Below are 19,347 nucleotides of genomic sequence, written 5' to 3' on the forward strand. Positions count from 1 at the left end.
GGAGAGAAATGCATGACGCAAGTCACGGTGAAAGAACTGGCCAAAACGGTCGATACGCCGGTCGAGCGCCTGCTGCAGCAGATGCGCGAGGCGGGCCTGCCGCACAGCAGTGCCGAGCAGGTAGTGACCGACAACGAGAAGCAGGCTCTGCTGGCGCACCTCAAGGGTAGCCATGGCGACCGCCTGGAAGAACCGCGCAAGATCACCCTGCAGCGTAAGACCACTTCCACCCTGCGGGTGGCTGGCAGCAAGACGGTGAGCGTCGAGGTTCGCAAGAAGAAAACCTACGTCAAGCGCAGCCCCGACGAGATCGAGGCCGAGCGTCAGCGCGAGCTGGAAGAGCAGCGCGCCGCCGAAGAGGCCGCTCGCCTGAAGGCAGAGGAAGAGGCCCGTCAGAAGGCCGAGGCCGAAGCCCGTCGCCAGGCCGAGGAAGCGGCCCGTCGCCAGCCTGAACAGGCTCCGCAGCCGGCTGCCCCCGCAGTCGCTGCCGAGGCGCCGGCCGTTGCCGCTGCGGCTGCCGCTCCCGCCGCCGCTCCGGCTGCCGGCGATGAGCGCAAGAAGGAAGCCGAAGTGCGCCGTCCGCCGAAGCGTGGCGAGGAAGACGAGCGTCGTGATCGCAAGCATGCCCAGCATCGCCCGTCGATCAAGGAAAAGGAAAAGACCACTGCTCCGCGCGTTGTCCGCTCCGGCGTGGATGACGATGACAGTTTCGGTCGTCGTGGCGGCGGTCGCGGCAAGTCGAAGCTGAAGAAGCGTAACCAGCACGGGTTCCAGAGCCCGACAGGACCGATTGTGCGCGAAGTGAGTATCGGCGAGACCATCACAGTTGCTGAGCTGGCTCAGCAGATGTCGGTGAAGGGCGCCGAAGTCGTCAAGTTCATGTTCAAGATGGGCACCCCGGTGACCATCAACCAGGTACTCGACCAGGAGACCGCCCAGCTGATCGCCGAGGAACTCGGCCACAAGGTCAAGCTGGTCAGCGAGAACGCCCTGGAAGAGCAACTGGCCGAGTCGCTGAAGTTCGAAGGCGAGGCGGTATCCCGTGCGCCGGTGGTGACCGTGATGGGCCACGTCGACCACGGCAAGACCTCGCTGCTCGACTACATCCGTCGCGCCAAGGTGGCCGCGGGCGAAGCCGGTGGCATCACCCAGCACATCGGCGCCTACCACGTGGAAACCGACCGCGGCATGGTCACCTTCCTCGACACCCCCGGCCACGCCGCGTTCACCGCGATGCGTGCCCGTGGTGCCCAGGCGACCGACATCGTCATCCTGGTGGTGGCGGCCGACGACGGCGTGATGCCGCAGACCCAGGAAGCCGTCCAGCACGCGAAAGCCGCTGGCGTGCCGATCGTGGTCGCGATCAACAAGATCGACAAGCCCGACGCCAACCCGGACAACATCAAGAACGGCCTGGCCGCGCTCGACGTGATCCCGGAAGAGTGGGGCGGCGACGCGCCCTTCGTGCCGGTCTCGGCGAAGATGGGTACCGGCGTCGACGAACTGCTCGAAGCCGTGCTGCTGCAGGCCGAAGTCCTGGAGCTCAAGGCCACCCCGTCGGCCCCCGGCCGTGGCGTGGTGGTCGAGTCGCGCCTGGACAAGGGCCGTGGCCCGGTGGCTACCGTGCTGGTCCAGGACGGTACCCTGCGCCAGGGCGACATGATCCTCTGCGGCGTCAACTATGGCCGCGTGCGCGCCATGCTCGACGAGAACGGCAAGCCGATCAAGGAAGCCGGCCCGTCCATCCCGGTCGAGATCCTCGGCCTGGACGGCACCCCGGATGCCGGTGACGAAGTGACCGTGGTCGCCGACGAGAAGAAGGCCCGCGAAGTCGCGCTGTTCCGCCAGGGCAAGTTCCGCGAGGTCAAGCTGGCGCGCCAGCAGTCGGCGAAGCTGGAAAACATCTTCGAGAGCATGGGCCAGGAAGAGAAGAAGACCCTCAACATCGTCCTCAAGGCCGACGTTCGGGGTTCCCTGGAAGCCCTGCAGGGCTCGCTCAGCGGCCTGGGCAACGAAGAAGTGCAGGTCCGCGTGGTCGGCGGCGGCGTCGGTGGCATCACCGAGTCCGATGCCAACCTGGCGCTGGCCTCCAACGCGGTGCTGTTCGGCTTCAACGTCCGTGCCGACGCCGGTGCGCGCAAGATCGTCGAAGCCGAAGGCCTGGACATGCGTTACTACAACGTGATCTACGACATCATCGAAGACGTCAAGAAAGCCCTCACCGGCATGCTCGGCAGCGATGTCCGCGAGAACATCCTGGGTATCGCCGAAGTGCGTGACGTGTTCCGTTCGCCGAAGTTCGGCGCGGTCGCCGGCTGCATGGTCACCGAGGGCCTGGTGCACCGCAACCGTCCGATCCGCGTACTGCGCGACGACGTGGTGATCTTCGAGGGCGAGCTGGAATCGCTGCGCCGCTTCAAGGACGACGTTGCCGAAGTCCGTGCCGGCATGGAGTGCGGTATCGGCGTGAAGAGCTACAACGACGTCCGCGTCGGCGACAAGATCGAAGTGTTCGAGAAGGTCGAAGTCGCTCGTACCCTGTAAGGGCAGACGAGCGTAATCGCAGCGCCCGGGCCGGCCATCCGCTGTCCCGGGCGTTTGCCGCTTATTCGTCCGGTGCCTTCGGGCTGCCGGAAGCAGGTTAGGAAAATGGCCAAAGAGTACAGCCGTACCCAGCGTATCGGCGATCAGATGCAGCGCGAACTGGCGCTGCTCATCCAGCGCGAGGTCAAGGACCCGCGCCTGGGCCTGGTGACCATCACCGGCGTCGACGTGGCGCGCGACCTGTCCCACGCCAAGGTGTTCATCACCGTGATGGGGCAGGACGACAATGCCGAGGTGATCAAGCAGAATACCTCGATCCTCAACGACGCCGCCGGTTTCCTGCGCATGCACCTGGGCAAGGCGATGAAGCTGCGCACCGTGCCGCAGCTGCATTTCAGCTACGACGCCAGTATCCGTCGCGGTGCCGAGCTGTCGGCGCTGATCGAGCGGGCGGTGGCCGAAGACCGTCGCCACGGTGGCGGTTCCGAGGAGTAAGGCGTGGCCCAGGTGAAACGTATCCGCCGTGCGGTCGACGGCGTGCTGGTGCTCGACAAGCCGCGCGGCATGAGCTCCAACCAGGCCCTGCAGAAGGTGCGCTGGCTGCTCAACGCCGAGAAGGCCGGGCACACCGGCAGCCTCGACCCCCTGGCCACCGGCGTGCTGCCGCTGTGCTTCGGCGAGGCGACCAAGTTCTCCCAGTACCTGCTCGATGCCGACAAGGGCTACGAGACCGTAGCCCGGCTGGGCGTCACCACCACCACCGGCGACGCCGAGGGCGAGGTGCTCGAGGAGCGCCAGGTGACCGTCGGTCGGGAGGCCCTGGAGGCCGTGCTGCCGCGGTTCCGCGGCGAGATAGAGCAGGTGCCGCCGATGTATTCGGCACTGAAGAAGGACGGCCAGCCGCTGTACAAGCTGGCCCGTGCAGGAGAGGTAGTGGAGCGCGAGGCGCGTTCTGTTACTATTGCGCGCCTGGAACTGCTGGCCTTCGAGGCGCCCTGCGCCACCCTGGCCGTTTCCTGCAGCAAGGGCACCTACATCCGCACCCTGGTCGAGGACATCGGCCGCGAGCTGGGCTGCGGTGCCCATGTGGCCGCACTGCGCCGTACCCAGGCGGGCCCCTTCGGCCTGGCCCAGGCGGTGACGCTGGATGAGCTGGTGCAGGCCCACGCCGAGGGCGGCAACGAGGCCCTCGACCGCTTCCTGCTGCCGGTGGATGCCGGCCTGGAACACTGGCCGCTGCTGCAGCTGTCCGAGCACAGCGCCTACTACTGGCTGCATGGGCAGCCGGTACGCGCACCCGAGGCACCGAAGTTCGGCATGCTGCGGGTGCAGGATCACGAGGGTCGCTTCATCGGTATCGGTGAGGTGACCGACGACGGGCGTATCGCGCCGCGTCGACTGATTCGGTCGTAAGGCCGGAAACCCGAGGGTGGCTGTCAACAGGCACGGTCACACCTCCTTTATGAACACAGGGAAAAGTCCCTGGCCTGTTACCTCAGAGGAAAGCCCATCATGGCACTGAGCGTCCAAGAGAAAGCCCAGATCGTAAACGAGTACAAGCAAGCTGAAGGCGACACCGGTTCCCCGGAAGTGCAGGTTGCCCTGCTGTCCGCCAACATCAACAAGCTGCAGGACCACTTCAAGGCCAACGGCAAAGACCACCACTCCCGTCGTGGCCTGATCCGCATGGTCAACCAGCGCCGCAAGCTGCTGGACTACCTGAAGAACAAGGACACTGCTCGTTACAGCGCCCTGATCGGTCGCCTGGGCCTGCGTCGCTAAGACGGCAAGCCTGAAGTGGGAAGCTGGGAGTCTGGAGTTGATGGGCGGTGCGAACCGGCCTTCGGCTTCGGGCTCCCGGCTTCTCGCTTTTTAGGGAATGTAATCGGGTCCGACTCCCGGCATTTCCACGATTTCCCCCAAGGCAACTAAGTGAAGGTAAAGACACCGTGAACCCGGTAACCAAGAAATTCCAGTTCGGTCAATCGACCGTAACCCTCGAGACTGGCCGCATCGCCCGCCAGGCCACCGGCGCCGTGCTGGTCACCATGGACGACGTCACCGTGCTGGTCACCGTCGTGGGCGCCAAGCAGGCCGACCCGAACAAGGGCTTCTTCCCGCTGTCCGTCCACTACCAGGAGAAGACCTACGCAGCCGGCCGCATCCCCGGCGGCTTCTTCAAGCGCGAAGGCCGTCCTTCCGAGAAGGAAACCCTGACCTCGCGCCTGATCGACCGTCCGATCCGCCCGCTGTTCCCCGAAGGCTTCATGAACGAAGTGCAGGTCGTCTGCACCGTCGTTTCCACCGGCAAGAAGACCGATCCGGACATCGCCGCCATGATCGGCACCTCCGCCGCCCTGGCGATCTCCGGCATTCCCTTCGCCGGCCCGATCGGCGCCGCCCGCGTAGGCTTCCACCCGGAAGTCGGCTACATCCTCAACCCGACCTACGAGCAACTGCAGAGCTCCAGCCTCGACATGGTCGTGGCCGGTACCTCCGACGCCGTGCTGATGGTCGAGTCCGAAGCCGACGAGCTGACCGAAGACCAGATGCTGGGTGCGGTGCTGTACGCCCATGAAGAATTCCAGGCGGTCATCCGCGCCGTCGCCGAACTGGCGACCGAAGCCGGCAAGCCGACCTGGAACTGGAGCGCCCCGGCCGAGAACACCGCCCTGGTCAACGCCATCAAGGCCGAGTTCGGCGCTGCGATCTCCGAGGCCTACACCGTCACCATCAAGCAGGACCGCTACGCCGCCCTGGACGCCCTGCGCGAGGAAATCGTCGCCAGGTTCGCCGGCGAAGGCGAAGGCCAGTACCCGGCCAGCGAAGTCAAGGACGTGTTCGGCCTGCTGGAATACCGCACCGTTCGCGAGAACATCGTCAACGGCAAACCGCGTATCGACGGCCGCGACACCCGCACCGTGCGTCCGCTGAAGATCGAAGTCGGCGTGCTCGGCAAGACCCATGGTTCGGCCCTGTTCACCCGCGGCGAAACCCAGGCCCTGGTCGTCGCCACCCTCGGCACCGCCCGTGATGCGCAGCTGCTCGACACCCTCGAAGGCGAGCGCAAGGACCCCTTCATGCTGCACTACAACTTCCCGCCGTTCTCGGTGGGCGAGTGCGGCCGTATGGGCAGCCCGGGCCGTCGCGAAATCGGCCACGGCCGCCTGGCCCGCCGTGGCGTCGCCGCCATGCTGCCGTCGCAGGACGAGTTCCCCTACACCATCCGCGTGGTTTCCGAGATCACCGAATCCAACGGCTCCAGCTCCATGGCTTCCGTGTGCGGCGCTTCCCTGGCGCTGATGGACGCCGGCGTGCCGGTCAAGGCGCCGGTGGCCGGTATCGCCATGGGCCTGGTCAAGGAAGGTGACAAGTTCGCCGTCCTGACCGACATCCTGGGTGACGAAGACCACCTGGGCGACATGGACTTCAAGGTTGCCGGTACCGCCAAGGGCGTCACCGCCCTGCAGATGGACATCAAGATCAACGGCATCACCGAAGAGATCATGGAGATCGCCCTGGAGCAGGCGCTGGAAGCGCGCCTGAACATCCTCGGCCAGATGAACCAGGTCATCGCCCAGCCGCGCGCCGAGCTGTCGGAAAACGCCCCGACCATGCTGTCGATGAAGATCGATCCGGACAAGATCCGCGACGTCATCGGCAAGGGCGGCGCCACCATCCGCGGCATCTGCGAAGAGACCAAGGCCTCGATCGACATCGAGGACGACGGCAGCGTGAAGATCTACGGCGAGACCAAGGAAGCTGCCGAGGCCGCCAAGCAGCGCGTCCTGGGCATCACCGCGGAAGCCGAGATCGGCAAGATCTACGTCGGCAAGGTCGAGCGCATCGTCGACTTCGGCGCCTTCGTCAACATCCTGCCGGGCAAGGACGGCCTGGTGCACATCTCGCAGATCAGCGACAAGCGCATCGACAAGGTCACCGACGTGCTCAAGGAAGGCGAGGAAGTCAAGGTCCTGGTGCTGGACGTGGACAATCGCGGCCGCATCAAGCTGTCCATCAAGGACGTTGCCGCCGCGGAAGCCTCTGGTGTCTAAGCGGTAGCAAAATGAAAAGAGGGCCCCTTGCGGGCCCTCTTTTTTTGCCTGGACAATGGCGCCTCGCCAGCACGCAAGGAAAGCCAGGCCGATGGACAAGCACTACTGCCACTACCACCAGGCACAGCCCGCCACCTGGTTCTGCCTGCCGTGCCAGCGCCACTACGGCGACTGCTGCGTGCCGCTGAACGCCGACGTGCCGGAATACGCCCCGGCCTGCCCGCTGTGCCGCAACGGCCTGCAGTACCTGGGCGCGGCCAACAGCGCCCAGCCGTTCTGGGAGCGCCTGCCGAAGTTCTTCGCCTATGCCCTGCAACCGGGCCCGCTGCTGTTCGCCGCGGCGCTCGCCCTGGCCAGCCTGTTCATGCCCAGCATGCTGCTGCTGTGGCTGGCCCTGCTGAGCGTGGCCACCAAGTACCTGCACAGCGTCATCGAGGCTGTCAGCCTGGGCAGCAACGACGCGCCCGGCCTGGGCGAGGCCTTCGACCTCTCCAGTCTGGGCGCCTTCCTGCGCCAACTGGCGGTGTTCGTCGTGGCCGCGGTGCTGCTCTGGCTGGCCGCGGACTTCGACAATCCCTCGCTGTTCTGGGTGGTGAACGTCGCCCTGGTGCTGGTGCTGCCGGCCAGCGTCATCCGCCTGGCCCTGGACAAGAGCCTGGGCTCGGCGCTCAGCCCGGTGGAAGTCGGCCAGGTGATCGGCGCCATGGGCTGGCGCTACCTGATCCTCTGCGTCTTCCTGTTCATCCTCTGGCAATCGCCGAACTACCTGGCCTGGCTGCTCGGCTTCGGCCTGCCCAAGGTGGTGCTGATGCCGGTGCTGGTGGCGCTGCTCGGCTACTTCGGCGTGGTGATGTGCGCGATGATGGGGTACGCCGTGTTCCAGTACCAGGGCGCGCTGGGCTACGCGGTGGCCGGCGATGACCTCGTGGAAGGCTTCCCCGAGGCCGAATGGCGTCGGCGCCGGGCCCTGGCCGAAGCCGAGGTGCGGGTGAAGGAAGGGCAGGGCGGCGCTGCCATGGAGACCCTGGCGGCGGCCCTGCGTCAGGACCCCGAGGACCTGCGCCTGAACGAGCGCTACCACCAGTTGCTGTACGGGCTGAACGAGCGCGACGCCTGCCTGGCCCACCTGGCCCTCTACCTGCCCCTGGCGACGCGGCTGAACCCGCAGCTGGCGGCCAGCGCCCTGCTCAACGCCCGGCAGTTGCAGGCCGACTACCTGCCGGACGACCCGCTGGTGTGCGAGCGCATCGCCGAGGTGCTGCTGCAACGCCACAAGGCCCGCGAAGCCCTCAGCCTGCTGCGCAACCTGCACCAGCGCTTCCCGCAGTACCCGCAGATTCCGCGGGCCTACCTGATGGCCGCGCGCGGCTTCGCCGAAGGCCTGGGGCAGCTCGAGCCGGCCGGCAAGCTGCTGGCGTTCATCCGCCTGCGCTACCCGGATTCGCCGCTGCTCGCCGAGGTGGCCAGCCTGGAACAGGTGCTGGAGAAGATGGCCCGCCAGGGCGGCTAGGGCCATGCAGTTTGCACGGCCAGGCGGGGCCTACTGTGCAAATTGCCCATGTCCCGGTATCGGTCTTTATATTTAACTTATTGAATAGAAAGGAGTTTATCTTTCCGCAAAAGCTGGCCCGGAGCTTGCGATATCCCTTGTGAAACTGCCGCCAGGCATGGTCGCAGTTCCTTGCAAAGTACAGGAGAGATCGCCATGAAACACCGTTTCAGCAAACTGGCCCTTGCCGCTGCCACCGCTTCCGCCCTGAGCTTCTCGCTCGCCAGCCCGGTGTTCGCGCAACCGACGACCCTCGCTGCGAATGACACCGTGCAGAAGACCGAGGAAGCGGTTTCCGATACCTGGATCACCAGCAAGGTGAAATCCAGCCTGATCGCCAACAAGGACATCAGCGGCACCAGCATCAAGGTGGAAACCAACAAGGGCGTGGTGTCCCTGTCCGGCACGGTCAAGACCGAGGCCGAACGCGACCTGGCGATCCAGACCGCGAAGGGCATCAAGGGCGTCACGGCGGTCTCCGCCGATGGCCTGAAGGCCGTGGACTGATTCATGTGGGCCCGGGTCGCCCCGGGCCCCCCGCGAACGGGAGTCCCCCATGAACACCGATGTGATCAAAGGCAAGTGGAAGCAGCTGTCTGGCACCCTCAGGGAGAAGTGGGGCAAGCTGACCGACGACGACCTGAAGGTGGCGGACGGACATGCCGAATACCTGGTCGGCAAGCTGCAGGAGCGTTACGGCTGGAGCCGTGACCGCGCCGAGCAGGAAGTGCGCGACTTCAGCGACCGCCTGTAACGCCGGGCGGCTTCGCACCAGGCCCCGTCGGCGCAAGCCGGCGGGGCCTTTTTCGTCAGCGCGCCAACTGCTCCTGGTAGAGCGCCAGCTGGCGCGTCTGTTCGGCCTCGGGGTAGCGCTGGCGAAGGAACTGCGCCAGTTCGCGCAGGCCCTGGCTGTCGCGCTGGGCGCCGAGGCGCTTGGCCAGTTGCAGCGTCATCTGCGGCAGTTGCGCCGGGTGCTGGCCGTTCTTCGCCAGGCGCCGCCAGGCCCCCAGGGCCCGTGGCCCGTCCTCCAGCTGCAGGAGCCTCTGCAGCAGGTGCAGTTGCACCACGGGGTGGGCCAGCTGGCGCTGTTTCTCCCCGGCGCTGTCGTCGGCCAGGCGGCGCAGCAGGCCGGCGGCCTCGTTCGGCGGCAGGGCGAACAATTGCTTGAGCACGGCGCCGAGCAGCGCGGCGTCCTGGCGGGACAGGGCCACGCCGTACAGGCGCTCCACCAGCAGCAGGCGCCCGGGGTGGCGCAGCAGCAGCTCCTGGCCGCGGCTCGCCGCCTGGTCCAGGGCGAAGCGGCCGATCAGCGCGTCCAGCGCCGCCAGGTCGCGCTTGAAGGCGGCGTCCGGGTCTTCCTTGGCCAGGTAGGCCTCGTCCACCTCCAGGCGCCCGAAGCGGCGCGGCAGCCACACCAGCAGGAAGCCCGAGGCCAGGCCGCCGAGGTGGGCGTAGTAGTTGACGTGGTCGGCGGCGCGCAGCAGGCCGTAGAGCTCCTTGCCCATCCACAGCGGCAGTATCCACAGCGCCGGCGCGCTGAAGTAGCCGAGCAGCGGCCCCAGCCAGTAGAAGAAGCGGATGCGCCGCAGCCCGTACACGCCGATGTACATGCCCATGAGCCCGGAGATGGCGCCGGAGGCGCCGATGCCGGTGACCCACACCGGGTCCAGCGCCCACCACAGCAGGCCGGAGCAGAGCCCGCTGACCAGGTACAGGGCCAGGTACTTCAGGCGCCCCAGGGCGATTTCCAGGGCGAAGCCGAAGATGAACAGGAACACCATGTTGCCGGCCAGGTGCCAGAAGTCGCCGTGCAGGAACATGGAGCCGAACAGCCCCTGCAGGCTGAACTGCGCGGGGATGAAGCCGAAGCGCAGCGAACTCAGGCGGTCGCGCGCGGCCTCGGCGCTGGCCCGCGCCGATTGCCAGGCCGGGTCCTGCTGGAAGGCCGGCTGGCCGCGCAGCTCATGGCCGAACTCCAGGTCGCGGAGGATCAGCCAGGCCAGGTCCTGGCGGCGCAGGCCCTCGATGGCGCGCTTCTGGTTGTCGTCCAGCTTCTCGCGGCGCGCCAGCGACTCGCCGAACAGCGCGCGCTCGCGGCCCAGCAGGTCCAGCTCCAGGTAGACGCCCACGGCCTGTTCCTGGCGGGCCCGGTCGCCACCCTGGTAGACGAAGAAGATCAGGCAGTTGAGCAGGATCAGCAGCAGCGTCACCAGCGGCGGCTTCTTCCAGTCCAGCGGGTGTTCGGCGGGCACGATGAGCATGGGCGACCTGTCCTTGGCAGTGATGGCGCGAGACTATCACCGGCATCGGGCGCTGTCTGTCAGTTGCTGCGCTTGCTCTGGATGGCGTCGATGCGGTTGCCGCGCAAGCGCACGAAGTACAGCATGCCGTTCCAGGGGCCGTAGATCCATTCCTCCACCCGCACCTCCTCGCGCTGCCCCCAGTCGCCGACGACGATGCGGTTGCCCAGGTAGGCGCGGTCCACTGGCTGGCCACAGCGCTCGAGCACGTCGCTGGCGCTGTCGCCGCTGCTGATCAGCCGGCTGCCGCAGCGCAGGCTGTCGGCCTGCGCCGTGGCGGCGAGCAGCAGCAGGGTGAGGGCGAGGAGGCTGGGGCGCATGCGGGCTCCGCGGGTCAGTCGCGCTTGAATTCGATGCGCTTCAGGCGGTTGGCTTCGAAGGTGAGGATGTAGGTGGCGCCGTTGCGCGGGCCGTACACCCATTCCTCGACCTTGAACTCGCGGCGGTCGTAGCCGCCCAGGGTGTAGCCGACGTCGTCGCGGTGGTCCGGCGCGCCGCACTTCTGCTCCACTTCCCAGGCGCGGTCGCCGACGCTGACCAGGGCGCTGCCGCAGCGCATGCTGTCGGCCCGGGCGGTGGCGCTGGCCAGCAGCAGGGCCGCGGCCAGCAGGGGCAGGAACTTCATCGGGGCGCGCCTCATTCGCTGTCGAGATGGAGCTGGGTGACGACCTCGCCGCCCTTTTCCGCCTCGGCCTGGCTGACGTCGATCAGGTAGATGCGATCATCCCCCAGGCCGCCCTTGGTGACCAGATAGTCCTTGATGTGCGCGCCGCGCTCCTGGGCCAGCTTGCGCAACAGCAACTGGCTGCCGCTCCAGGAGTCGAGCACCGCCTGGCGCAGCTTGGCGGTGCGCTCGTCCTTGTCCAGCTCCTGCCACTGCGCCGGCGGCTGTTTCTTCAGGCGCGTGCGGTAGATGCCTTCGAGCAGGGCCGGCTGCAGGTCTTCCGGCACCTCCAGTTGGCTGGCGTCGCTGGGCACCTTGTCGCCGCGGCGCTGCAGCATCTTGTAGTAGTTGTCGCGGAATTCCTGCTGCAGGCGCCGCTCGGCCAGCAGCGGGCCGTCGGCCGCGGCGGCGCTGACCCCTTCGACTTCCAGTTTCAGCGCCGGGCGCTGCTTGAGGGCGCCGGCGAGCTTGTCGAGGTTGCCCTGGGCGGCGGGCGTCAGCTCGCTGGAGCCGGCGGCGAAGGGCACGTTGCCCAGGTCCTCGTCGCCACCGCCGGCGGCCAGGCCGGCGATGAACTTGAAGGGCGCCTGCACGGCGCGCAGCACCAGGTTGCGCAGGGTCTGCCAGACGATGGGCATGACGCTGAACTGCGGGTTGTTCAGGTCGCCCTCCACCGGCAGCTGGATGTCGATGTTGCCGTTGGTGTCCTTGAGCAGGGCCACCGCCAGCTTCACCGGCAGGTCGACGGCGTCGGGGCTGTCGACCTTCTCGCCCAGCTGCAGGTGTTCCACCAGCACCTTGTTGTCGGCCTTCAGCTGGCCCTTGGTGATCTGGTAGTGCAGGTCGAGGTTGAGCCGGCCCTTGCGGATGCGGTAGCCGGCGAACTTGCCGGAGTAGGGCGTCAGGGTGGTCAGCTCGACACGCTTGAAGCTGGTGGCGATGTCCAGTTTCTCCAGCGGCGAGAAGGGGTTGAGGCTGCCCTTGATGGTCACCGGGGCGTACTTGTCGACCTTGCCCTTGATGTCGACGCTGGCCGGCTGCGGGTTGCGGTTGTCGAGGGTGCCGATCTCGCCGCCCAGTTGCTGGATGGCGGTGGCGAAGTCCGGGCGCAGGGTCAGGTCGGCGAAGTTGGCCGAGCCGTCGTTGATGCGGATGCCGCCGATGTGGATGCCCAGGGGCTTGTCGCTGCCGGCCCTGGCCGGGCTGGCGGCGCCCTTGGCCGCCGGCTGCCCGGGCTGGGTGATGATCAGCTCGCTGACGTTGGTGCTGCGGTCCTCGTTGATGATGAAGCGCGCGTAGGGCTGCTCGAAGGACACGCTCTGGATCACCAGGCTGTCGCCATGCTTGTAGGCCAGCCCGTCGAGGGTGAGCTTCTGCCATTTGACGAAGTCGCGGCTCTTGAGGGTGTCCAGGGTGTGCAACTGGCTGACCTCGGCGCTGCCGCCGACGCTGAAGGCCAGCGGCTCGGTGCTCTTGAGATCGACGTCGAGCTTGCTGGCGAGGAAGCCGCTGCGCAGTTCCAGGCGGATGAAGGGCTCGAGGTAGGACTGCGCCAGGCGCAGGTCGATGTCGCGGGTGGCGACCTTGAGTCTGGCGCTGGCCGGGTTGGGGATGACGCTGCCGCTGGCCTCGATCTGCCCGCGGTTGCCGATGCCGGTCTTCAGGCGCAGCTGCAGGGCCTGGGTCAGCGAGCTGTCGACGTCCTGCAGGTCGAGGTCCAGCGGGCCGACGTCCAGGGCCACCGGCTTGGCCGGCACGCGGTCGGCCAGGTACACCTTGTAGCCGCGCAGCTGGGTGTCGCGCAGCACCACGTGCCAGGGTTTCTGCGGCTCGGCCGGCTTGGCCGGCTCCGGCGGCGGGCTTGCCGGCTTGTCGGCGGCGGCCGCAGCCTGGTCGGCTTGGGCTTGGGCTTGGGCTTGGGCTTGGGCTTGGGCTTGGGCTTGGGCTTGGGCTTGGGCTTGGGCTTGGGTTTGGGCTTGGGCTTCAGGCTTGGCCTCGGGTTTCGCCGCGGCCCGGGTTTCGGTTTTCTCCGTCGGGGCCGTTTCGGCCTTGGCGGGCGCCGGGCTGGCCGCAGCCGCTACGGGCGTGGCGGCCGGGGCGGCGGTGTCGGGTTTCGCCGCGGCATCGGCCGCGGGCGCCGGCGGTTCGGCGGGGGCCGGGCTCGGTGCCGGCTTGCGCGCGGGCTTCTGGAAGTCGGCGAAGAGCTTCTGCCAGTCGAGCTGGCCGTCCTTCTCGCGGGCGGCCCAGGTTTCCAGGCCCTGGCTGCGGATCTGGCCGACCACCACCTCGCGCTTGGCCAGGTCCATGCTGGTATCGGCCACGTCGAGGCTGGCCAGGGTGACCAGCGGCTTGCCGGCCGGGCTCTTCAGGTCGAGGTCGCGCAGGTTGGCGCTGGTCTTCTCCAGCAGCAGCTGGGTGTCCTTGCTCAGATCGAGCTTGTAGTCGGTGGCGACGCTGAGGATGCCTTTCTGCAGTTCCAGCGGAACATTGTCGCGCACGTAGGGCCACCAGGCCTTGAGCGGGATGCCCTGGATCGACAGGTTGCCGCTGGAGGCGAGCGGGGTCAGGCTGAGGTCGCCCTTCCAGTCGACCTTGCCGCCGTGCGGGCCGGTGCCGCTGAGGGTCATCTGCGCGCCGCTGTCGGGCAGGGTGCTGAGGTTGTTCAGCTCGAAGCCCAGCGGGTCGAAGACGAAGTCCACCTGCTCGCTCGGGCGGTTGTCCTGGAAGTGCACGCTGCCCTGGCTCAGGGCGATGCGCTGGATGCGCAGCGGGAAGGGCTTGCTGTCCGGCTGCTCGGGCTTGGGCTCGCTGGGCGGCAGCTTGAACAGGCGGGTGAGGTTGAGGCTGCCGTCCTCGGCGAACACCACTTCGCCATGGGGCTTGTCCAGTTGCACGTCGGCCAGGTGCAGCTGGTGCGTCCACAGGCTGTCCAGTTCGAGGTTGGCGTAGAGCCGCTCGAAGGCCACCTGCTCCTGGCCCGGCGCGCCGATGCGCAGGCCCCAGACGTTCAGCTCCAGGCTGAAGGGGTTCAGTTCGATGCGCTCGATGTGCGCCGGCACGCTGGCGTACTGGGCCAGTTGCTGGTTGGCCACGCGCAGGGCGATGCCGGGGAGTGTCAGGAAGCCCAGCAGGCAATAGAGGAGGAACAGCAGCACCAGGGTGCCGATTGCGCGAATCAATCCTTTGGGCATAGCGGGAGTCGTCTTCCGTCGTGGCGTACCCTCGGAGTATGGCACGCGTGCAAAGTTCAAAATCCTGAGCCGTGGCAGTCGGTCGCGGCGATCAGGCCTGCAGGTTGTGCTGGCGGGCGAACTCCACCAGGTCCACCAGGCTGCTCAGCTGCAGTTTCTCGAGGATGCGCGTCTTGTAGGTGCTGACGGTCTTCTGGCTGAGGAACAGCTCCTCGGCGATCTGCTTGTTGCTCAGGCCGCGCACCAGGCTGCGCAGCACCACCAGCTCGCGCGGGGTGAGCATCGCCACCGGGTCGTCGCCGGGCTGCCCGGGCGCGCCCAGGGGGCGCTCGGGGAAGCAGCGGTAGCCGGCGACCAGCATGCGCGCGGCATTGAGGATGGCCGCGGTGTCCTTGTTCTTGCTGACGAAGCCGTGCCCGCCGGCGGCCTCCACGCGCCCGGCGTAGAGGCGCTCGTCCTGGGAGCTGAGCACCAGCAGGCGGATGTTCTCGTCGAAGATGTGCACCCGTGCCAGCAGGTCCATGCCGTCCATTCCCGGCAGGTTGAGGTCGAGGATGACCAGGTCGGGCTTCTGCTGGCGCACCAGGTTGAGCCCGGCGTTGCCGTCGTCGGCCTCGCCGACGATTTCGAACTGGGGGTCCTGGGCGAGCAGGGAGCGGATCGCCAGGCGCATGGCCGGGTGATCCTCCACCACGATGACGCGTTTGTTCATGGGCAATCCTTGAAGGCGCGATCCGCCCAATGAAGATAGCCCAGTTGGCGCGACCTTGCGGCCGCGCCTGGCGAGGCTCAGCGTTCCAGGGCCAGCGCGACGCCCTGGCCGCCGCCGATGCAGAGGGTGGCCAGGCCCTTCCTGGCATCGCGCCGGAGCATTTCGTGCAGCAGGGTGACCAGCACGCGGCAGCCGGAGGCGCCGATGGGGTGGCCGAGGGCGATGGCGCCGCCGTTGACGTTGACCTTGGCTGCGTCCCAGCCCAGTTCCTGGCCCACCGCCAGGGATTGCGCGGCGAAGGCTTCGTTGGCCTCGATCAGGTCCAGCTCGGCCAGCTGCCAGCCGGCCTTGTCCAGGCAGCGGCGGGTGGCGGACACCGGGCCGATGCCCATGATCGCCGGGTCGACGCCGGCATTGGCGTAGGCGGCGATGCGCGCCAGCACCGGCAGGCCCAGCTCGGCGGCCTTGGCGGCACTCATCAGCAGCACGGCGGCGGCGCCGTCGTTGAGGGTGGAGGCGTTGCCGGCGGTGACGCTGCCGTCCTTCCTGAACGCCGGCTTGAGCTTGGCCAGGGACTCGGCGCTGGTGCCGGCGCGGACCTGCTCGTCGGCGGCGAAGCGCAGCGGCTCGCCCTTGCGCTGGGGAATCTCGATGGGGGTGATTTCCGCCTCGAAGCGCCCGGCGGCGATGGCCTCGGCGGCCTTGCGCTGGGACTCGGCGGCGAAGGCGTCCTGTTCCTCGCGGCTGATGCCGTATTTCTCCACCAGGTTCTCGGCGGTGATGCCCATGTGGTAGTCGTTGAAGGCGTCCCACAGGCCGTCGACGATCATGCTGTCGAGCAGTTGCGCGTGACCCATGCGCAGGCCTGTGCGGGCCTTGGGCAGCACGTAGGGCGACAGGCTCATGCTCTCCTGGCCGCCGGCGACGATCACCTGGGCGTCGCCACAGCGGATGGCCTGGGCTGCCAGGTGCAGGGCCTTGAGGCCCGAGCCGCAGACCTTGTTGACGGTCATCGCCGGTACGCTGTTCGGCAGGCCGGCGGCGATGGCGGCCTGGCGCGCGGGGTTCTGCCCGGCGCCGGCGGTGAGGGTCTGGCCGAGGATGACTTCGTCGACCGCCTCGGGGGCCACGCCGGTCTGCTCGAGCAGGCGGCGGATCACCGCGGCGCCCAGTTCATGGGCCGGCAGGGCCGACAGGGAACCCTGGAAGCTGCCGATGGCGGTGCGGGTGGCAGCGACTATGACGACATCTTGCATGACACGAATCCTCAGCATGGGGCGGCGCGGGCCGCGGCGAACGAACCGGCATGGTTGCACAGCCCGTGCGTGGCGGGCCACTCCTCGAACCGGGTGGTCAGGCGCCGACCCCGAGGGTCAGCGCAGCGGCGGCAGGCCCATGCGCCGGCGCGCGCGGTGCAGCGAGCCGTTGCGCACCGCCCAGCGCAACAGCGGCACGCTGCGCTTCACGCTGGCGCGGATCAGCTGGCGCTGCAGCGGGCGCAGGGAGAAACCGAGCATGTCGGCGGCCCAGTCCGGCAGCAGGTCGATGCCGGCGCGCATCATCAGGGCGCTGAAGGGCCTGGCCAGGGAACTGGGCGCCGGGGCGTCGAGCAGTACCTCGACCACGTCGCGGGTGCGCTCGTTGTAGCGCAACCGGGGGCGCATGCGTTCCAGGTACTCGGCCACCTCCAGGCGCGAGCGCGGCACGTCGCGGGCGCCCAGGCGCTCGGCGACCAGGGCGATCTCGTCGTAGTAGCGGTCCTGCTCGCTGCCGGGCAGGTCGGGGTTCAGGTAGCGCAGGTGCGACTTGAGGAAGCAACTGACCTCGGCGACGTGCACCCAGGTCAGCAGGTCCGGGTCGCTGGCCGAATAGGGCGTGCCGTCGGGCAGGGTGCCGCTGACGCCGTCGTGGATGCGCCGCACCCGGGCGATCAGCTTCTCGGCGTCGGCCACCGAGCCGTAGGTGGTGGTGGAGATGAACTGGCCGGTGCGGCGCAGGCGCCCGAGCATGTCGGCGCGGAAATTGGAATGGTCCCACACCCCGCCGAGGGCGGCGGGGTGGAGCATCTGCAGGAGCAGGGCGCTGATGCCGCCGATGAGCATGGAGCTGAAGTCGCCATGGACCCTCCAGCAGGCCGAATCGGGGCCGAACAGCCCCGGGTCGCCCTTGGGGGATTCGAAGTCGACGCCCCCGAGGGCGAGTCCGGTCAGGCTCAGGACCTGGCTTTCGATATGACGGCGAACGGTTTCCATGGCGACGAGCTGCAAGCCTCAAGCGTCAAGCTACAAGTGGTGCACACCATAAGCTTAACCGCAGGCACCCTGCCTTGCAGCTTGCAGCCGCCCTTCACCTATTGATGCGATTGTCGATCAGCCCCTGGACCACGCCGGGGTCGGCGAGGGTCGAGGTGTCGCCGAGGTTGTCCAGCTCGTTGCAGGCGATCTTGCGCAGGATGCGCCGCATGATCTTGCCTGAACGGGTCTTCGGCAGGCCCGGCGCCCACTGCAGCACCTCCGGCTTGGCGAAGCTGCCGATCTCCTTGCTGACCAGCGCCAGCAGCTCCTGCTTCAATTCGTCGCTGGGCTCGGTGCCGTTCATCGGCGTGACGAAGGCGTAGATGCCCTGGCCCTTGAGGTCGTGGGGGTAGCCCACCACCGCGGCCTCGGCGATGCCGTCGTGCAGCACCAGGGCGCTTTCCACCTCGGCGGTGCCGATGCGGTGGCCGGAGACGTTGATCACGTCGTCGACGCGCCCGGTGATCCAGTAGTAGCCGTCCTCGTCGCGGCGCGCGCCGTCGCCGGTGAAGTAGTAGCCGGGGTAGGGCTTGAAGTAGGTGTCGACCATGCGCTGGTGGTCGCCGTAGATGCTGCGGATCTGGCTCGGCCAACTGGCCTTGATGGCCAGCACGCCGGCGCCGGGGCCGTCGATCTCCTTGCCCTGTTCGTCCAGCAGCACCGGCTGCACGCCGAAGAACGGCAGGGTCGCCGAGCCGGGCTTGAGGGAGGTGGCGCCGGGCAGCGGGGTGATGAGGATGCTGCCGGTCTCGGTCTGCCACCAGGTGTCGACGATCGGGCAGCGGGTCTCGCCGACCACGTGGTAGTACCACTCCCAGGCTTCCGGGTTGATCGGCTCGCCCACCGAGCCGAGCAGGCGCAGGCTGGCGCGCGAGGTTTTCTTCACAGGTTCCTCGCCTTCGCGCATCAGGGCGCGGATGGCGGTGGGCGCGGTGTAGAAGATGTTCACCTGGTGCTTGTCGATCACCTGCCAGAAGCGCGAGGCGTCCGGGTAGCTGGGCACGCCCTCGAACATCAGGGTGGTGGCGCCGTTGGCCAGCGGGCCGTAGACGATGTAGCTGTGCCCGGTGACCCAGCCGACGTCGGCGGTGCACCAGTAGATGTCCCCCTCGTGGTAGTCGAACACGTACTTGTGCGTCATGGCAGCGCCCAGCAGGTAGCCGCCGGTGGTGTGCAGCACGCCCTTGGGCTTGCCGGTGGAGCCGGAGGTGTAGAGGATGAACAGCGGGTCCTCGGCGTCCATGGGCTCCGGCGGGCAGTCCTCGCTGGCGCCGTGCAGGGCCTCGTGGTACCAGAGGTCGCGGCCCTCGACCCAGGGCACCTTGCCCTGGGTGCGCTGCACCACCACCACGCTGGAGACGTTCGGGCAGTCCTGCAGGGCCTTTTCCACGTTCTGCTTGAGCGGGATGTACTTGCCGCCGCGCACGCCCTCGTCGGCGGTGATCACGGTGCGGCAGTCGGCGTCGAGGATGCGGTCGCGCAGCGAATCCGGCGAGAAGCCGCCGAACACCACCGAGTGGATGGCGCCGATGCGCGCGCAGGCCAGCATGGCGTAGGCCGCCTCGGGGATCATCGGCATGTAGATGCACACCCGGTCGCCCTTCTCCACGCCGCGGCTCTTGAGCACGTTGGCCAGGCGGCAGACGTGGCTGTGCAGCTTGCGGTAGGTGATGTGGGCGGACTCGGCGGGGTTGTCGCCTTCCCAGATGATGGCGACCTGTTCGCCGCGCTGTTCCAGGTGGCGGTCGATGCAGTTGTAGGCGACGTTGAGCTGGCCACCCTTGAACCAGCTGGCCTGGCCACGGGCCAGGTCGCCGTGGTGCACGGAGTGCCAGGGCTTGAACCAGTCGAGCAGGGCCCTGGCCTGTTCGCCCCAGAACACGTCCGGTTGTTCGATGGATTGGCGGTAGAGGCGCCGGTAGCCCTCCTCGTCGAGGTAGGCACGCTGGCGAACGGCGTCCGGCACCGGGTGAGCGGTGATTTCGAACATGACGATATCCTTGTTGTTGTGATGTCTTGGTAAGGCGTCTGGCTCAAG

General features: G+C 67.8%; 16 protein-coding genes. 8 read left to right on the plus strand and 8 right to left on the minus strand.

Going from position 1 to position 19,347, the window contains the following annotated elements; all coding sequences use genetic code 11:
- Positions 1-12: 12 nt before the first annotated feature.
- The 8 genes from infB (at position 13) to CHC02_RS04155 (ending at position 8,902) form a co-directional block, all read left to right on the plus strand.
- Positions 13-2,544, plus strand: a complete 2,532-nt coding sequence (gene infB / locus CHC02_RS04120) for a translation initiation factor IF-2 (protein ID WP_089390236.1) — start codon at positions 13-15, stop codon at positions 2,542-2,544.
- 105 nt (positions 2,545-2,649) lie between these two features.
- Positions 2,650-3,039, plus strand: coding sequence for a 30S ribosome-binding factor RbfA (gene rbfA / locus CHC02_RS04125; RefSeq protein ID WP_089390237.1), 390 nt, complete (start codon positions 2,650-2,652; stop codon positions 3,037-3,039).
- Positions 3,040-3,042: 3 nt separating this feature from the next.
- Entirely contained in the window at positions 3,043-3,957 is a 915-nt protein-coding gene (gene truB, locus CHC02_RS04130; RefSeq protein ID WP_089390238.1) for a tRNA pseudouridine(55) synthase TruB, read from the plus strand.
- Positions 3,958-4,056: 99 nt separating this feature from the next.
- A complete protein-coding gene (gene rpsO, locus CHC02_RS04135; RefSeq protein ID WP_009613036.1) occupies positions 4,057-4,326 on the plus strand; it encodes a 30S ribosomal protein S15 in 270 nt (89 codons plus the stop codon).
- A 167-nt stretch (positions 4,327-4,493) separates the two neighbouring features.
- Positions 4,494-6,599: a polyribonucleotide nucleotidyltransferase gene (gene pnp, locus CHC02_RS04140; protein WP_089390239.1), complete on the plus strand. Its 2,106-nt coding sequence runs from the start codon at positions 4,494-4,496 to the stop codon at positions 6,597-6,599.
- Positions 6,600-6,690: 91 nt separating this feature from the next.
- Positions 6,691-8,109, plus strand: coding sequence for a hypothetical protein (locus tag CHC02_RS04145; protein ID WP_089390240.1), 1,419 nt, complete (start codon positions 6,691-6,693; stop codon positions 8,107-8,109).
- 195 nt (positions 8,110-8,304) lie between these two features.
- Positions 8,305-8,655 (plus strand): BON domain-containing protein, encoded by a 351-nt coding sequence (locus CHC02_RS04150; protein WP_089390241.1) that lies wholly within the window; start codon positions 8,305-8,307, stop codon positions 8,653-8,655.
- A gap of 49 nt (positions 8,656-8,704) precedes the next feature.
- A complete protein-coding gene (locus CHC02_RS04155; protein ID WP_089390242.1) occupies positions 8,705-8,902 on the plus strand; it encodes a CsbD family protein in 198 nt (65 codons plus the stop codon).
- A gap of 55 nt (positions 8,903-8,957) precedes the next feature.
- Here CHC02_RS04155 and CHC02_RS04160 read toward each other — a convergent pair whose 3' ends face one another.
- The 8 genes from CHC02_RS04160 to acs all read right to left on the minus strand — a co-directional run bounded on the left by CHC02_RS04160 (position 8,958) and on the right by acs (position 19,299).
- Positions 8,958-10,409: a rhomboid family intramembrane serine protease gene (locus CHC02_RS04160; RefSeq protein WP_089390243.1), complete on the minus strand. Its 1,452-nt coding sequence runs from the start codon at positions 10,407-10,409 to the stop codon at positions 8,958-8,960.
- A gap of 59 nt (positions 10,410-10,468) precedes the next feature.
- Positions 10,469-10,768, minus strand: coding sequence for a DUF2845 domain-containing protein (locus CHC02_RS04165; RefSeq protein WP_089390244.1), 300 nt, complete (start codon positions 10,766-10,768; stop codon positions 10,469-10,471).
- 14 nt (positions 10,769-10,782) lie between these two features.
- Entirely contained in the window at positions 10,783-11,073 is a 291-nt protein-coding gene (locus tag CHC02_RS04170) for a DUF2845 domain-containing protein (RefSeq protein ID WP_089390245.1), read from the minus strand.
- 11 nt (positions 11,074-11,084) lie between these two features.
- Entirely contained in the window at positions 11,085-14,303 is a 3,219-nt protein-coding gene (locus CHC02_RS04175; RefSeq protein WP_089390246.1) for a DUF748 domain-containing protein, read from the minus strand.
- 91 nt (positions 14,304-14,394) lie between these two features.
- Positions 14,395-15,015: a response regulator transcription factor gene (locus CHC02_RS04180; RefSeq protein WP_089390247.1), complete on the minus strand. Its 621-nt coding sequence runs from the start codon at positions 15,013-15,015 to the stop codon at positions 14,395-14,397.
- A 77-nt stretch (positions 15,016-15,092) separates the two neighbouring features.
- Positions 15,093-16,271, minus strand: coding sequence for an acetyl-CoA C-acetyltransferase (locus CHC02_RS04185; RefSeq protein WP_089390248.1), 1,179 nt, complete (start codon positions 16,269-16,271; stop codon positions 15,093-15,095).
- Positions 16,272-16,388: 117 nt separating this feature from the next.
- The gene (locus tag CHC02_RS04190; RefSeq protein WP_089390249.1) at positions 16,389-17,267 is read right to left on the minus strand and encodes an oxygenase MpaB family protein; all 879 of its coding nucleotides are present in this window, start codon (positions 17,265-17,267) and stop codon (positions 16,389-16,391) included.
- A gap of 94 nt (positions 17,268-17,361) precedes the next feature.
- Positions 17,362-19,299: an acetate--CoA ligase gene (acs, locus tag CHC02_RS04195; RefSeq protein ID WP_089390250.1), complete on the minus strand. Its 1,938-nt coding sequence runs from the start codon at positions 19,297-19,299 to the stop codon at positions 17,362-17,364.
- Between the last annotated feature and the right edge of the window lie 48 nt (positions 19,300-19,347).

The organism is Pseudomonas delhiensis, assembly GCF_900187975.1.
Taxonomy (GTDB): Bacteria; Pseudomonadota; Gammaproteobacteria; order Pseudomonadales; family Pseudomonadaceae; genus Pseudomonas; species Pseudomonas delhiensis.

Excerpts from the sequence above, each read along its gene's own strand:
- CHC02_RS04145 (WP_089390240.1), top strand. The coding sequence starts at position 6,691 with ATGGACAAGCACTACTGCCACTACCACCAGGCACAGCCCGCCACCTGG.
- CHC02_RS04150 (WP_089390241.1), top strand. The coding sequence starts at position 8,305 with ATGAAACACCGTTTCAGCAAACTGGCCCTTGCCGCTGCCACCGCTTCC.
- CHC02_RS04180 (WP_089390247.1), bottom strand. The coding sequence starts at position 15,015 with ATGAACAAACGCGTCATCGTGGTGGAGGATCACCCGGCCATGCGCCTG.
- CHC02_RS04185 (WP_089390248.1), bottom strand. The coding sequence starts at position 16,271 with ATGCAAGATGTCGTCATAGTCGCTGCCACCCGCACCGCCATCGGCAGC.
- acs (WP_089390250.1), bottom strand. The coding sequence starts at position 19,299 with ATGTTCGAAATCACCGCTCACCCGGTGCCGGACGCCGTTCGCCAGCGT.
- CHC02_RS04175 (WP_089390246.1), bottom strand. The coding sequence starts at position 14,303 with ATGCCCAAAGGATTGATTCGCGCAATCGGCACCCTGGTGCTGCTGTTC.
- rbfA (WP_089390237.1), top strand. The coding sequence starts at position 2,650 with ATGGCCAAAGAGTACAGCCGTACCCAGCGTATCGGCGATCAGATGCAG.
- CHC02_RS04190 (WP_089390249.1), bottom strand. The coding sequence starts at position 17,267 with ATGGAAACCGTTCGCCGTCATATCGAAAGCCAGGTCCTGAGCCTGACC.
- infB (WP_089390236.1), top strand. The coding sequence starts at position 13 with ATGACGCAAGTCACGGTGAAAGAACTGGCCAAAACGGTCGATACGCCG.
- CHC02_RS04165 (WP_089390244.1), bottom strand. The coding sequence starts at position 10,768 with ATGCGCCCCAGCCTCCTCGCCCTCACCCTGCTGCTGCTCGCCGCCACG.
- CHC02_RS04155 (WP_089390242.1), top strand. The coding sequence starts at position 8,705 with ATGAACACCGATGTGATCAAAGGCAAGTGGAAGCAGCTGTCTGGCACC.
- CHC02_RS04170 (WP_089390245.1), bottom strand. The coding sequence starts at position 11,073 with ATGAAGTTCCTGCCCCTGCTGGCCGCGGCCCTGCTGCTGGCCAGCGCC.
- CHC02_RS04160 (WP_089390243.1), bottom strand. The coding sequence starts at position 10,409 with ATGCTCATCGTGCCCGCCGAACACCCGCTGGACTGGAAGAAGCCGCCG.
- rpsO (WP_009613036.1), top strand. The coding sequence starts at position 4,057 with ATGGCACTGAGCGTCCAAGAGAAAGCCCAGATCGTAAACGAGTACAAG.